9 protein-coding genes are annotated in these 15,563 nt (G+C 43.6%); 8 read left to right on the top strand and 1 reads right to left on the bottom strand.

The window, feature by feature from the left end:
* Positions 1-175 precede the first annotated feature (175 nt).
* The 3 genes from LX99_RS00875 (at position 176) to LX99_RS00865 (ending at position 3,255) form a co-directional block, all read left to right on the top strand.
* Positions 176-1,657 (top strand): HEPN domain-containing protein, encoded by a 1,482-nt coding sequence (locus tag LX99_RS00875; RefSeq protein ID WP_109605549.1) that lies wholly within the window; start codon positions 176-178, stop codon positions 1,655-1,657.
* Positions 1,658-1,738: 81 nt separating this feature from the next.
* Positions 1,739-2,641 (top strand): HEPN domain-containing protein, encoded by a 903-nt coding sequence (locus LX99_RS00870; RefSeq protein WP_109605547.1) that lies wholly within the window; start codon positions 1,739-1,741, stop codon positions 2,639-2,641.
* Positions 2,641-3,255: a hypothetical protein gene (locus LX99_RS00865; protein WP_109605545.1), complete on the top strand. Its 615-nt coding sequence runs from the start codon at positions 2,641-2,643 to the stop codon at positions 3,253-3,255. Before LX99_RS00870 ends, LX99_RS00865 begins: the two co-directional genes overlap by 1 nt.
* Positions 3,256-3,829: 574 nt before the next feature.
* On the opposite strand, the gene LX99_RS00860 is transcribed toward LX99_RS00865, so the two are convergent.
* Positions 3,830-6,541, bottom strand: coding sequence for a substrate-binding domain-containing protein (locus LX99_RS00860; protein ID WP_211318933.1), 2,712 nt, complete (start codon positions 6,539-6,541; stop codon positions 3,830-3,832).
* A gap of 393 nt (positions 6,542-6,934) precedes the next feature.
* On the opposite strand from LX99_RS00860, the gene LX99_RS00855 reads away from it, so the two are divergent.
* From LX99_RS00855 to LX99_RS00835, 5 genes are all read left to right on the top strand, one after another.
* Positions 6,935-8,260, top strand: coding sequence for a sugar porter family MFS transporter (locus LX99_RS00855; protein ID WP_109605543.1), 1,326 nt, complete (start codon positions 6,935-6,937; stop codon positions 8,258-8,260).
* Between the two features lie 8 nt (positions 8,261-8,268).
* Positions 8,269-9,204, top strand: coding sequence for a carbohydrate kinase family protein (locus LX99_RS00850; protein ID WP_109605542.1), 936 nt, complete (start codon positions 8,269-8,271; stop codon positions 9,202-9,204).
* A 153-nt stretch (positions 9,205-9,357) separates the two neighbouring features.
* Complete coding sequence (locus LX99_RS00845) at positions 9,358-12,435, top strand: SusC/RagA family TonB-linked outer membrane protein (protein WP_109605540.1); 3,078 nt, start codon at positions 9,358-9,360, stop codon at positions 12,433-12,435.
* Between the two features lie 12 nt (positions 12,436-12,447).
* Positions 12,448-14,145, top strand: coding sequence for a RagB/SusD family nutrient uptake outer membrane protein (locus LX99_RS00840; RefSeq protein ID WP_109605538.1), 1,698 nt, complete (start codon positions 12,448-12,450; stop codon positions 14,143-14,145).
* 21 nt (positions 14,146-14,166) lie between these two features.
* Positions 14,167-15,552 (top strand): DUF4960 domain-containing protein, encoded by a 1,386-nt coding sequence (locus LX99_RS00835; protein ID WP_109605535.1) that lies wholly within the window; start codon positions 14,167-14,169, stop codon positions 15,550-15,552.
* The last annotated feature ends 11 nt before the right edge of the window (positions 15,553-15,563 follow it).

Here is a 15,563-nt window from a genome sequence, read left to right as displayed (position 1 = left end):
TTGGTCAAAAATAGCAAAAATAATAAATAGGTGCTGTTGTGCTAAAATAGAAATAATAACCGGTAAAATATCGCTTACAGTGTTTCGGATAAACCTTTTAGAGATGGTTTAGCATGTTATGGTTTATCAATTTTGTTTTGCCGGTCAATGGAGAGCGGCATCAAATTGAAAGCTTATGTATTGCGGTGTATATGCTCCATGGGACCACGCCCCTAAATTTCTGCGCTTTTCAGAAGTAATGGATCCAATGAACCCTGTGAGATATTTTTTTGATGCTCATGATGTGGAAGGGCACCAACAGGCGTTAAAAAACTGGCGGCATTATGTGGTGAACGATGAATATTACAATAACGAACGGTTCGGCCCTAGTGTGCTTTATCATGATTACGAACTGAATGTCCGCCTTATTGAATCGCTTTATCTGCTTTTCCTGGAAGATCAGGAACATTCTTATCATAGAAAGAAAGTATCTCATGAGCAATTGAATACTGAAAAACAAGAATGGGACTGGTACCCGGTTGAATTGACGGAAGAAGAGTTACGGAACCCTTTTACTATTCTTAAAGCTGCTTTTGAAGAAGTAAAGCTACAGGAATTCAGGGATCACCTTAGCGAATGGCTGGCAGCAGTATTATCGACGCACGCTATCGATGAAACTATGTCGCCGGGTGAAATCATCACTGTTTATGAGCACCTCAAAAAGATGTACTCGGCTGCATGGCTGATTTTTCAGCGCAGTATCGAAAAATCGCAAACGCAGGAAACGTCCGAAACAAGCATAAAAAAAACGTATTTAACTAAAGATGTCAAAGAAGAAAAACCACTAAATGAAATTGAACAAGCGGCTGTTCCGGTTATGGTAACGGAACCAACAGTTGCGGAGGAAATGACCCTAAAACAAGTAGTAGACTTTATCATTAAATCAACACCGGCGGTACAACTCATCAATCACCTCGGCACACATCGCGAACCGTTTATTTTCTTCCTGTTTATCGTAGTGGATCATACTGATATGGATGATAAGGAAGAAATAACCCGTGACATAGAAGAGAAGTGCCGAACGCTGGTATCCATAGTCGCAATTGTGAAAAAACTTCGCGGAGTGAGGAAAAAGCTTGATCGTGGCTCCCGGTTTATTACCAACTCGATCTGGAACAAAACACTTTACATATCTGAGTCGCTGAAAATACCCGGAAAAGAAAAAACTACTGCTATAAGGATGACCCGCGGCGAACTAAATGATGCCTGGGAAAAATATGGAAGCATTGGTTGTTCGCTTTCCATCGCTGCAAGGGAATACCAACTTAAAAATAGTTACCAGGAGGCAGTATTTACAGCCGACCAGGCCATCGAATATCTTTTGAGAACCGCGATCATCATGGAAACAGGTCATGATCCTCAAACGATTGATATCCGGCGGCTACTCAAAATTACCTTGCTTTTTACAGACCGGTATTGGAACCTGTTCCACAAAAATTCGGAATCAAGCGTCAAAGCTTTTGCGCTATTGACCGCCGGTTTTGATGGTATACGCGTGGAGAGGACAGAACCCATAGAAGAAGCAGCTATCAACACGTTAATTCTAAGTACGGAAATTCTGGCTATCCGGGTGGAAAACTTATATCATCACCTGATGTCCGAAACAACTGAAGAATAGCCATGGTGCATAATTTTTTATTGATCTGCTCATATCCTCGAATCGCTGGTCACACATGGCGCTATACATATTTCTTTTACAATGAAAAATAATCCAATCAAACTTACCGATGCACAAAGCAAGGAACTACAGGAAATTGCGAAAGTGCTTTGTACTCAATATAAAATCGAAAAGATCATCTGCTTTGGCGCATTGAGTTCATTGACCAGCGAGAATACCATCTTCGAGGTTTCACAAATGCATTCAACGAACAAATATTACTTATTGGTTTTGACAACCGAGATTATGCGCATCGAGCATGCGATGCAGGATTACATCAATAAACACTTTCCTGGTACTTTTATTTTACAGCACGGTATAGAAACGGTAATGAACCTGGTTTATAATTATGATACCTTTTTTCTGAATGCCTGCCTGAACGGAGCGCTGATTTATACAAAAGATGGTTTTACAATGATTCCGGATTTTGATGAATCAAAAATGGAGGAAGCGCTTTTAAAAGACAGAAAGGTTTTCAAAAAGATTTATAACCTGGCGTCGGGCTTTTCTAAGAGCGCTTTTATTTGCCTGGAATACCAGTTTAATGATAACGTGATTTTCCTGCTTCACCAGGCTGTGGAACAGGGATGCCGGGCCTTGATCAGGCTATTTACGGGATACCGTTCCGATATCCATAACATCAGCCGGTTACTCGAGCTCTGTAACTGCTTTTCATCGGAGCCGTCCGAATTGTTCCGTCGGCATTTTGCAAAAGAAAAGCACCTGTTTAAGGTACTTGCCGCAAGCTATTCCGAAGCAAGATATAAAGATAATTACCAGGTAAACGAGTATGAAGCTAATCTGCTATGCACGCAGGTAAGTGCCTTTATTGATCTTATAGGAGAACTGGCAAAAAAAGAAATCACACCGGGTACGGCTAAGGAGGCAGCGAAAGCATCTGCAGAAGTCGTGGATTACTCCCCGGCCCTACCAGCTTCGCTGTAATGAAATCTGAGAGAAAATTGATAGGGTTTAAAAAATACAAGAAGATGTACGATAGAGAAATAGCACCATGGGAGCATCTTCCCAAGACGTTGACGATAAGCGAACTGCTTAATCCATTAATCACCATAAAGGAATATTTTGATACAGGGCTACCAAAGAAAAAGTTTGGTAAAATAGATGAGTGGCGGGATTTTGTTATCAAAGAAGATTATTACAATGATCCGGATCTTGGCCCTGAGCCATTACTTTTAGTTTATGATCAAAATTTGAGGTTTATGGAGGCCACTCATTTATTTCTATTAAAGCAGAACGACCTTAATCGTTTCCCGGGAAGAATGTCAAAAGATGAATTGGATATAGAAAGGCGGGAATGGGATTATTATCCGATTAATCTTTCCGACGACGAAATTATCGATCCATACTGTGTTTTAGAAAATTGCTTCAAAGAATTTCCGCCTCAAATTTACCGGGATAATTTACACGCCTGGTTACATGCTGCTTTATCGACCCATACGGATTTCGATGTATTGCCACCGATTGACGTTATGACATTTCAAAATTGTATAAAGCGTTTAATTGATGCCGGATGGCTTTTAAAACAAAGATTGGAATAGCGCCTTAAAATTGACATGAAGGCTCACGAAATTTCAATGGTACGGCAGTTTTGGCGGGCGGTTTAGTTTCTCAGGCCGCCCCGCCACTCCGCCTAACTGGTTGTAAACCGAATTGAATACACAGAAACAAGAAATTCTAACCGAGGACTGGTAGTCTAATGGAAGTGTTGCAGGGTCACTGAATTGTGATCTTGCTCACCCATTGGCATAATGCACTTACGGGAAAATGATCTTGAAAAAGCTGTGTAGTATCAGTAAAAAGCTGAAGTCAGTAGTTTAATAGTAATAAGGACCTTAGGAACATGGTTTAAGCATAGACAATGGTTGTGGATTATTTACCGATTTTGACGGAAGGAATATTATAGAATCAGGAAAACCCAACGGAGAAAATCTTTATGTTGCTATAAATGTTACCAGTTATGCTACTGATCCGGGTTGACAATAACGGATCCGTCGAATCATTGAAAGAAGTATTTTTATCAGGATGTTGACATCCGTTTCATTGTACCGCATTTAAAGCAATAGCTAAGCTGGGCCATACATCAGCTTGCAACAAGAAGTCAGCAACCGTCGGTTATGAATGTTGTTTTTTAAATTCACTGGGAGTGCAACTATATTTCGTTTTAAAGACTGTGGAAAAATAATTAGGACTGGAAAATCCTACCATGTATGTTATTTCCGCGATGGAATAAGCTTCATTTAACAATAGATATTTCGCCTTTTTTAACCGCCTGTTTAAAATATAATCTGTTACACTGCAGCCAAGCAGAGCTTTTACTTTACGGTAAAGCTGTACCCTGGAAATATTGAGTGTCTTGCAGATCTCGTCCACATTTAAATTTTCATTTGCCAGATTCTGTTCAACTATGCCTGAAAAATCATTGATGAACTTTTTATCCAGTGTTTTCGAAACCGGCAGCGTTCCATGACTCACCTCACTGGTGAAATGTTCTTTTAAAATAAGCCGGTTGCCGATCAGGTTTTTAACCGTGGCTTGCAAATGGGCGTAATTAAAAGGTTTGGTCATGTAAGCGTCGGCCATACTTTTGATGCCATCGATCTGCTGTTCCATGCTCACCTGTGCGGTAAGCAGGATAATGGGTATATGCGATGTCCGCATATCCGTTTTAAGGGTCTCCGCAATCGCTTTACCCGAGACGCCGGGCAACATCACATCCGCAATAATAATATCTGGGATGTTTTGAAACGCTTCAGAAAGGCCCGCGCTGCCATTATCTGCCAAAAATACTTCATAGCTTTTTCCGAGTTTTTCTCCCAGGTAATTCAGCAGGTCAGTATTGTCTTCTATAATCAGCACCGAATGTTCCTTGGGTGCCAGGAATGCCTCGGTGGATGCCGGCTTAGCGTTTTCCTCCAAATCGGTGGTATATATTTTTACACGTTCGGCTATGGAGAGCTTGTTCGAATCGGCAGCATTCGGCAACGGGTGGGGCTGGTGCTTATTTTCCAGGGGCAAACTGATCGTAAATGTCGTTCCCTGCCATTTTTTACTGCTTACCTTGATGGTGCCAAAATGTAAGGAAACGATTTCTTTACTAAGCGACAAGCCAAGGCCGGAGCCTCTCCCCATGCCGTTATCTGCCTGGTAAAATTGTTCAAAAACATGCGCGGCCTCTCCTGGTTCCATGCCTATGCCATTATCTTGAACGGCTATTTCAATCATATCCTCGCGAAGGTTTAAGATCAATTGAATGCGGCCGCCGTCATTGGTGAATTTTAATGCGTTTGCAATTAAATTAAAGAAAACCTTGTCAAGCAGGTCAGCATCAAACCACACCATAATCGCTTGTTCTTTAGAAATCAAACTGAGGCTGATATTCCTTTTAAGGGCATTGTGCTGAAAGCTTTCAAGGATATCCCTCACAAAGCTTACGAGGTTATTGCGCGAAACACTGATTTGCTGTTTATCATATTCTATTTTACGATAGTCTATCAATTGGTTCACCAGCCTCAACAATCTGAAGATATTCTTATGAATAAGTTTTAGCTGTTTTCCCGCTAAATGGGAGATTTTTTCGCTTTGAATCATTTCTTCGACAGGCGACAAGATCAGTGTCAGCGGAGTCCGGAATTCATGTGAAATATTGGTAAAGAAGTTAAGCTTAGCTTCCGTGGCGGCCTCTGCACGGGCCGACATCTCGATTAATTGATTTCGCTGGTTTAATATCTCGTTATTCTTCGCTCCAAGGCTCTTATTGATTTTACGGTTCTCTGTTAATGAATAAAACGCAAGACCTCCAAAAACGATTGCTAAGACAAGCGTGATAACGATAATATTAAGAACCAATTGTTGATTGTTATAAATTTCGCGCTGCTCAGCCAGCAATACCTGCTGGCGTTCAATATCTTTTTGCTGGCTGCTAATTTTGCCCCATTGCAGTTTCATGAGCTGTACGTTTGCAGAATCGATCACAAACGACTGTAAAATCGTCTCCCGGCTGAACGATTCCTTGTTGAGGATACGGAAGGCGGTCATAATAGCTTCTTTCCCTCCGGTTGGATAAACTAAGCTGGCATTGAGCTTCCCTGCAGATACCATTTGCAAGCCGCCTCCGTTGCCCGGCAGCGCATCTACACCCAGTATATTAATCTTTTTACGTAAGCCTAAACGTTCAAGTACTTCGCGGGAACCTAAGGCCATTACATCATTATGTGCAAACAGGGCGTCCGCTGTCCGGAGTGCCGGTTCTATTTGGATCAATTGCTTTTCCGCGCTGTCTTTTAACCAATCGCCATACACCTGTTTAATGATATGAATTCCCCTGTAACGGCTAATTGCTTCGTAAAACCCGCGTTGCCTTTCAATTGCCGGGGAGGAACCGGGAAGGCCCATTACTTCTACTATGTTACCCCTGCCCTTTAGCATCGTGTTCATATACTCGCCGGCCAGTTTGCCAACCTGGTAGTTATCGGCACCTACGTATGCCGTATAGGAAGCTGAAGCTGTTTTTCTGTCGATGACAATAACGGGAATCCCCTTATTATAGGCCTGTTCCACAATTCCGGTAAGTGGTTGTGCCTCGTTGGGGGAGATGATTAGCAAATCGATACCTTCATTCAGCATAGATTTTACCTGCTCCACTTGTTTTGCGCTGTTCCCGTTGGCATCAGCGTACACAAAATTTACTCCGGGGTGAAGTGACAATTCCATTCTCATTTCGTCAAGCATGTTGCGGCGCCATAGATCGGAACCAATGCACTGTGAAAATCCGATGGTGTAAAGGGATTTTTTATCGGATTTTTTGCAACCAATTAACAAAAACATGCATACCAAAGGTAATAGAATAGCAATCTGCCTTTTGCCGATGAAAGTCATAGGTCCGTTTATAGTCAAGTAATAAATGATGGATATTGAAGGTTTACACTAAGATTTCGTGCATCATTATCCAAAAGTATAAATAAATTTTTTGACATGGCAAATGGCCATTTTTTTGATCGCCAATTTTGATCGAAAAATGTATCAAAACCATAATTTTTTTGTAACAAAACCTAACATTGCTTTTTTGGGCGTTTAAACATTTTATTTTATTTATCTCATAATCAATATTTTGTATGTTTTATAGTGTTTATACTTTTTTGGTACAAAATCAATAACCACTGCCGCTGTAATCCCACTACTTTGCGATAGTTAAAACCAATAACACCTTTTTTAAATTTTATGAGAAAACATTCCGTCCTTGCCTGGTCTATGGTTGTAGCCCTCGGAGGCTTCCTGTTTGGGTTTGATACCGCTGTTATATCCGGTGCCGAAAAATCAATTCAACAATACTGGCACCTTTCTGTAGTAGCGCATGGGCTTACTATTTCTATAGCGTTGATTGGTACAGTAATCGGGTCACTTTTTGGTGCAAGGCCATCAGATATTTTTGGCCGGAAAAATACCTTATATTTTATAGCGGCAGCTTACCTGCTATCATCGCTTGGTACCGCAATGGCCAGCAACTGGTATGTTTTTCTATTATTTCGCTTGCTCGGCGGTTTTGGTGTCGGAGTTTCGTCCGTTACCGCACCTATCTATATATCCGAAGTTTCTCCTGCCGACAGAAGGGGCCAGCTTGTGGGCCTGTTTCAATTTAATGTGGTACTCGGTATCCTGGTATCCTACCTCTCCAACTACCTTATCAGTCAGGGTGGCGAAACATCGTGGCGCTGGATGCTGGGCGTGCAGGCATTTCCGTCGCTCCTTTTTTTAGTATTGATCAAATTCATACCAGAAAGCCCGCGCTGGCTCATTCTTAAAAAAGGTGAGACCGTCAAAGCACTGGAAATTCTCAGGATTATCAATCCGCTGAATTGCGATGAGGAGCTTATTACCATACAAAATTCTACCCTCGGAGACACCGGGAAAACGGCGCGTCTTTTTTCAGGGCAATATAAAACATCGGTAATGCTGGCAATATTATTTGCTTTTTTTAACCAGGTATCAGGCATTAACGCCATTATTTATTACGCTCCTCGGATTTTCGAAATGGCTGGCTTGGGTGCTCATTCTTCGCTGCTTTCTACTGTAGGACTGGGGCTTATCAATTTCGTCTTTACATTGATTGCCATCAATATTATAGATAAAATAGGCAGGCGTGTGCTGATGCTTATCGGTTCTGTTGGGCTCATCAGTTCGTTATTCCTCGTAGCTTTCACATTTTATTCAGGCCAGTTCAGCGGCTTTGCAATCCCGGTTTACATGATGGTATTCATCGGGTTTTTCGCTTTTTCGCAGGGTGCCGTCATCTGGGTATTCATATCGGAGATATTTCCCAATGAGATGAGGGCAAAGGGGCAGACCCTGGGCAGTTCCACCCACTGGATAATGGCGGCCGTAATAGCCTTTTGTTTCCCATACCTTGCCGAGAGACTTGGCGGAGCCACCACCTTTTTCTTTTTTGGCAGTATGATGGTTTTGCAATTGATTTTCGTTTGGCGATTGATGCCGGAAACCAAGGGCAAATCTTTAGAGCAGATAGGTACTAATTTACTAATTCACTAAATCAAGTCATGGAAAAAGTTAACGCATCAGTAGTTTGTTTCGGCGAGGTGTTGTGGGATGTTCTGCCAGATAGGCGCATTCCAGGCGGAGCACCGATGAACGTAGCCTATCACTTGCATAAACTGGGTGTGCGTAGTCATATCGTAAGCAGTATAGGAAAGGACAAAGCCGGTGCTGATTTAACCGGGTTTCTGCATTCTATTGGCTTATCCACAGCGCACGTACAAATCAATGATCACCATGCTACGAGCGAAGTATTAGCGAGCATCGGTGACCATAACGAAGTGTCTTACGAAATAATTTACCCGGTTGCATGGGACAAAATCAGTTGGGACGAGAATCTCGCCGAACTGGTGGACCAATCCGAAGCCTTTGTTTTCGGAAGCCTTGGTTCACGTGACCCGAAAAGCCGTAATACCTTAATGAAAATGCTGGATTATGCGAAGTATTGCGTGTTCGATGTGAATCTGCGCGAACCACATTATTCGGTGCAAACCATTTCGGATTTACTAAGCCGTGCTGATCTGGTAAAGCTGAATGCTAATGAATTGTCGCTTATCGCCGGATGGTTCGATGAAAGCCGTGAAACCGAAAGCGAATGCGTAAACCTGCTTTTCTCACAATTCCAGTTAAAAGAGGTGCTGATTACCAAAGGTAGTACCGGTGCAACTTATTACACTCCTCAATACAGGTATGATTATCCTGCCTATAAAATAAATGTCGCTGATACTATTGGTAGCGGCGACGCTTTCCTTGCGGCGTTTTTAGCGATGAAACTGAAGAACGAACCCTTAGAAATAACACTGGATCACGCCGTAGCGATGGGCGCTTTCATTACGTCGCAGTCAGGTGCCTGCCCGGTTTATTCAAAGTATGATCTGGGAAGGTTTATTTGGAGGAAAAAGCTTGGGGTGAATAACGCCTTACAGCATGCCAGAATATAACCAGTTAACTAATAAGATATAACCATTTAAAACCAAGAAAAACAATTTATGACGAGACCAATTACTTTTTCGCCCTGACCAGGCATTTTTACCAATTGAAATTATGAGCAGGGCGCGGCCCTATAAATTTTTATTAACCAATTTTTAGAGGAGATGAAATTGAAATATTTTCTACTTATCATTTCTTTGTCCTTTGTTTTTCAAATAACGAGGGCTCAGAACAAAATCACCATTAATGGGAAGGTGACTGATGCCAGGGGCGAGGCCTTGCCCGGCGTAAGCGTATCACTTAAAGGCACTACTACAGCAACGGCCACAAACTTAAATGGGCAGTATATCATTAACGCGGATGATAACGGCATCCTCGTATTTTCGTTCCTTGGATTTTTAACCCAGGAAGTGCCGGTTAACAAGCGGACCGCTTTAAGTATTACGCTGGAAACGAATACCAAAAGCCTTAACGAGGTTGTAGTCACGGGTTACCAGACGGAGCGCAAAAAGGACCTCACCGGTTCGGTGGCCGTGGTAGATGTTACGGATCTTAAAAAACAAACCGTAGCAAATCCTATGAAGGCTTTACAGGGGCAGGTACCGGGTGTTTATATCACCGGTAATGGTGCGCCAAGTTCTCCCACAACAATCCGTATCCGCGGTATCGGTACATTAAATAACAATGATCCGTTGTATATCATTGACGGTGTGCCTACGAAGGCGGCCTTGCATGAGTTGAATTCGGACGATATTGAGTCGATGCAGATATTGAAAGATGCCGCTTCTGCAAGTGTTTACGGTTCGCGTGCGGCCAACGGAGTTATTGTGATTACAACCAAACACGGCAAAATAGGTAGCACCCAGGTAACCGCGAGTTCCTATGGTGCAATATCAACCTATATCAACAAGCTAAAAATGCTTGATGCAGATGGTTACGGCCGCGTACTTTGGCAAGCCAATGTAAACAGCGGTTTCGACCCGAACAGCAATGGTTTGCATTATCAGTTCGACTGGAATGTAAATCCCGCAAATAACCAACCGGTATTGAACAAAGTTTATGTGTCAGAATACCTCAATAGTTCGCAAACCATTAAATCGGCCAACACTGATTGGTTTCACGAAATCTCGCAGGTGGGTGTGTTACAAAATCACGACGTGCAGGTATCCAACGGAAATGACAATGGCCGTTACCTTTTATCACTCGGCTATTACGATAATAAGGGTATCATCAAAACTACCGGATTCAACAGGATCTCTGCAAGGATAAACTCCGACTATAAGGTGCTGAACGGCCTGATAACGATCGGAGAGAATCTGAGCCTTACCAAGACACATGAGGTTTCTGCAGATATCATCAATTCTGCGCTGCAGGCGCTTCCTATAATTCCTATACATACAGTGGACGGCATTGGCTGGGGAGGGCCCGTTGAAGGGATGAACGACCGGCAAAACCCGGTTAGGGTACTGGAAGACAATAAACAAAACGGTTATGATTACTTCCGCCTTTTCGGTAATTTCTTTGCAGACGTAAACCTCTTTAAAGGCCTTACCTTCCGGTCCAATATCGGTGTTGATTATGGTGATTATACCTCGCGTAACTGGCAAAAAAAATATGTGAGCGGTTACCTGGTAAATGATGTCAACAAGGCGATCAACACGCAGACACACAACATTAAAACTACCTGGACAAACTCGCTCAACTATAAGCTGGCAACCGAAAAGCACCGGCTGGATGTATTTGCCGGCACGGAATATTATATTGATAAAACTACCTCATTTACAGCATCACGGGAAGGCTTTGTGCTCGAAGACCCGGACTACATGTATTTGGATGCCGGCACCGGAATAAAAGATAATAGTGGTTACGGGGCTAAAAATGTGTTGTTCTCGTACATCGGTAAAGCAAATTATTCCTTCATGGACAGGTACCTGTTATCAGCAACAGTGCGTTACGATGGTTCATCACGTTTCGGTAAAAATAATAAATACGGTACCTTTCCGTCTTTTTCTGCAGGTTGGCGGCTGAGCGAAGAGCCATTCTTTAAAAAGCTCACCACCGCATTTGATGAATTGAAAATACGTGGCAGCTGGGGTAAAACCGGTAACCAGGAGATCAATAATAACGCCATCTACAACATTTATCTTTCGAGCTATAACATCACGGCTTATGATATAAACGGCAATAAGAGCGGCGTTTTGCCATCAGGCTTTTACCTGGCGCAGAATGCCAATCCAAACCTGAAATGGGAAGCTACGCAAATGACCGATCTTGGCCTTGATTTTTCACTGTTTAATCAAAAGATCTATGGTAGCGCCAGTTACTATATCAAAAACACCTCAGACATTCTTCTGCTCCCGCCATATATCGGCGTGCTGGGCGAGGGTGGAAACACCTACGTGAACGGCGCTTCGATGCAAAATAAAGGTTTTGAGCTTTCATTAGGGCATCGTAGTACAATTGGAAAAGACCTGTCGCTTGACCTGACAGGTAATATCGACCTAGTGCGCAATAAAGTTACCAAGCTGCCGCCTTCGGTAATCAATGCTTACGGCGGTGACGGCAAAGGGCAGAATATTTTAGGCCGCACTTATGGTTCTTTTTTCGGTTACATTGCCGACGGGTTATTTCAAAACCAGGCAGAGGTAGCCGCGCATGCTACGCAAAATGGGGCTGCTCCCGGCCGTATACGTTATGTTGACCTTAACAAGGATGGTGTAATTAATGATGACGACCGTACCTGGATAGGAAATCCCCTGCCAAAGTTCACTTATGGCTTCAACACAGGAATCAATTACAAAACCTTCGACCTTTCTTTCCTGCTGCAGGGGGTAGGTTCTGTTGATGTGCGTAACGAGGCCAAATTATACACTGATTTTTGGAGTGCTATTGAATCTTCCTCCAATAAAGGTGCAAGGTTGCTTAATGCATGGTCTCCAACTAATACCGGCTCAACCATCCCGGCCGTTGCGTTGACTGATAATAATTTCGAGGCGCGTCCCTCTACCTATTTTATAGAGAACGGTTCGTACCTGAAATTGCGGAACGCGCAGGTAGGTTATACCTTGAGCAAAAATGTAACATCCAAAATTAAAATCAAGTCGGTAAGGTTTTATATAGGAGGCGATAACCTGGCTATACTTTGGAAGTCCAAATCATTTACCGGCCTTGATCCGGAGAGCCCTGCCTTTGGGTATCCTAACCCTACAGTATTTACCGCAGGCGTTAATATCAAACTTTAAAATATAAATTTTATGAAAAAATATATTTACATCACTTTAGTAGCTTTCTTCATATTAGGCTCCTGTAAGAAAGCACTTGATGTTGGCCCCAAAGGCACTCTGAACGAGGAGCAGGTGGCTACGCCCGAACAGGCCGATGGTTTTGTAACTGCTGCTTATTCCCAGTTAGGTAATGATGAGATCAACCGGGCGTTCAGTATGTACCAATATGGAAATATCCGCGCGGACGATGCCTATAAAGGCGGCGGTGGTATTAATGACGGTGATGTCTTCCATTCGATGGAAACTTTTGTGAATTCAAGGCCTGATCAATGGAATTATGACGGTATCTGGTTTAATATCTATGTCGGTATCCGCCGTGCCAACGAAGGCCTAAGGATCCTGAATAAATTTACCGAAGCTGAATTCCCTCTGGTAACTACCCGTAAGGCCGAATTGAGGTTTTTAAGGGGATACTGGTATTTGATGCTGGAGAACCTCTTCAAAAACATCCCGTATATCGATGAAAATGTTCCTTCTGACGATTATAAGAAAAAAGCTAATAATGAATTTACGCGCGACCAGATCCTGGAGAAAATTGCCGCTGACTTTAAGTTTGCAGCAGAAACACTGCCTGCAACTCAGTCGCAAATTGGCAGGGCCAATAAGTATGCAGCCTATGCATTACTTGCTAAGACGAGATTGTACCAGGCTTATAAACAGGATGATAAGCATAACGTAACCAGCCTTGATAATACTCATTTGCAGGAAGTGGTTGATGCTGCGAACCAGGTGATGGCTTCAAGCTATAAACTCCAGCCGGATTTTGCCAATAACTTTTTACCGGGCCCCACCGAGAATGGCTCAGAAGCGATCATGTCCGTACAATTCTCTACCGATGATGGTGCAGGCCGCGGAAGGGTAAATTTTGGCGACATGTTAACGGTTCCGCAAGGCATTGGTTGCTGCGATTTCCAGAAACCATCACAAACGCTGATGAACGTGTTTCGGACGAATGCAGACGGCATTCCTTTGTTTGATACTTTCAATCAGCAGAATATAGATTTTGGAACTAATACCGTTGATCCACGCCTGGATCACACTATATCGCGCCCGGGGGCACCATGGAAATACGAGCCGACGAGATTGGTAACTACCGGGTGGAGCCGTAATGTGCCGATCTACGGTACGTATAATTCCATGAAGGAAAATGTGTCGCCCGATTGTGCATGTTTTATCAATATCGCGCCGTTTTACGGAAATACCAAGGCCCGTATCATTGTCAGGCTGGCGGATGTCATGTTGTTTAAAGCTGAAGCGCTTATAGAGCTCGGAAGACAGAGTGAGGCTCTGCCGCTCATAAACGATCTGCGGACGCGGGCAGCGAACAGTACAGCGAGGCTAAAAATGGAGAACGGTTCTTTCATCTCCAGATACAACGTGAAGCCGTATGCGCCGGGGGTAAATATCGTCTGGGACCAGGCAAATGCCCGCAAAGCTCTTCGTTTTGAACGAAGACTGGAAATGGCACTTGAAGGCGAACGTTTTTTCGACTTGATTCGCTGGGGCGTGGCAGACCAGGTAATTAACGACTATTTCAATACCGAAAAAACAACCCGCTCTATTTTTCAGGGCGCACGCTTTACCAAAGGCCGTGACGAATATTTGCCAATTCCGCAAAACCAGATTTTTTTTAGCGAGGGATTATATGTTCAAAACCCAGGCTACTAACCCAATATTAACCATAAAATTATGACCAGGTTTTTTAATTCATATAGAGCTTTTTTTTTGCTGATAGGGCTTGCGGCATTTTGCCTGGCAGGTTGCACAAAAGATAAGAAATCTGCATTCAATACGTCTGCCGATGTGCAGGTAAAATCCTTTGCTATAAACAATGTGAAGGGCGTTGTGGACAACAGCACAGGTCAGATCACCGTTAGTTTACCGTTCGGGACGGATCTTACATCCCTTACACCGGTGATAGAAATAGGCACTGATGCAACCATTTCTCCTACGAAAGGGAAGGCGCTTAACTTTACTGGCAACGTAACGTACCGGGTGACCGGCGGCAATCTCTATCATGACTACACCGTTGTGGTGAAGATCATACCGCCGCTAACGTCGTTCACCATTAAAGGCATAAACGGTACGATCGACCAGGAAAGTAAAAATATCTCCCTGATTCTGCCGGATGGAACCGACCTCAGCAGTCTGATACCTACCTTGGTATTACCTTCGGGCACAACCGTATCACCTGCGTCGGGTGTTGCACAGGATTTCTCCAGGCCCGTTGCTTATACGGTATCTGTAGGCGGAACCAGTGCGGTGTACAATGTAAATGTAATCAGCAATTCTATCAGTGAGTACGCGTTTTTAGGACTGGCTGCAACAAGGGCGGCAATAAGCAACCCCGACGAAAAAGCGGCCGCCGATTGGTTCTTTACCACCTATCCAACTGCTGATTATGTTTCATTCGCCAGTATCGAAGGAGGCCGTAAGCTATCCAATTATAAAGTGATCTGGTGGCATTTCGATTCAGCGCAGGATCTGCCCGCCGCGTCACTGACAACGCCTGTCGTTACAGCCCTAAAAGCCTACCGGGCAGGTGGCGGCGGCCTGTTGCTGACCACTTACGCTACCCGTTATGTAGAGGCGTTAGGCGTGGTTCCAGCAGGACGCGGGCCCAACAACGTTTTCGGGGATTTTCCGCCTAATGGGTTTATTGAAAACGGGAATAACTGGGGGATTTCTTTCAAAACCAGGGAAAGCCACCCCATCTTTCAGGGTGTGGAAACTTACGAACCCGGTAAAATGTGGTTGTTGCAAAAAGGAACTTTCCGGCTTAACCATACCGCGTGGTGGTATGTGAACGAATGGGGCGGTTACGGCGATGGTGCTGGTTGGAGATCGCAGACCGGAGGTATCAACCTTGCATCAGAAAACTGGGACGATACGCTGAATGGCCGGGTAGGCATAGCTGAATGGCAAAACGCCGCCGGTAAAGCCAACGTGGTGATAGTGGCCTTTGGTGCATACGACTGGTATTCTGAACCACTTGGAGGTGCAAGCACAACCAATATCTACCTGAATAATATCAAGAAAATCACAAAAAATGCTATCGATTATTTACATCAATAGCCATTAAAATC

Origin of the sequence: Mucilaginibacter oryzae, from assembly GCF_003148845.1 — a bacterium.
Lineage (GTDB): Bacteria > Bacteroidota > Bacteroidia > Sphingobacteriales > Sphingobacteriaceae > Mucilaginibacter > Mucilaginibacter oryzae.
This window is presented reverse-complemented; position numbering and strand designations above follow the sequence as displayed.

What these genes read in the sequence shown, in the direction of transcription:
- LX99_RS00875 (WP_109605549.1), top strand. Translation starts at nt 176, where the DNA reads ATGTATTGCGGTGTATATGCTCCATGGGACCACGCCCCTAAATTTCTG.
- LX99_RS00870 (WP_109605547.1), top strand. Translation starts at nt 1,739, where the DNA reads ATGAAAAATAATCCAATCAAACTTACCGATGCACAAAGCAAGGAACTA.
- LX99_RS00865 (WP_109605545.1), top strand. Translation starts at nt 2,641, where the DNA reads ATGAAATCTGAGAGAAAATTGATAGGGTTTAAAAAATACAAGAAGATG.
- LX99_RS00860 (WP_211318933.1), bottom strand. Translation starts at nt 6,541, where the DNA reads ATGTTTTTGTTAATTGGTTGCAAAAAATCCGATAAAAAATCCCTTTAC.
- LX99_RS00855 (WP_109605543.1), top strand. Translation starts at nt 6,935, where the DNA reads ATGAGAAAACATTCCGTCCTTGCCTGGTCTATGGTTGTAGCCCTCGGA.
- LX99_RS00850 (WP_109605542.1), top strand. Translation starts at nt 8,269, where the DNA reads ATGGAAAAAGTTAACGCATCAGTAGTTTGTTTCGGCGAGGTGTTGTGG.
- LX99_RS00845 (WP_109605540.1), top strand. Translation starts at nt 9,358, where the DNA reads ATGAAATTGAAATATTTTCTACTTATCATTTCTTTGTCCTTTGTTTTT.
- LX99_RS00840 (WP_109605538.1), top strand. Translation starts at nt 12,448, where the DNA reads ATGAAAAAATATATTTACATCACTTTAGTAGCTTTCTTCATATTAGGC.
- LX99_RS00835 (WP_109605535.1), top strand. Translation starts at nt 14,167, where the DNA reads ATGACCAGGTTTTTTAATTCATATAGAGCTTTTTTTTTGCTGATAGGG.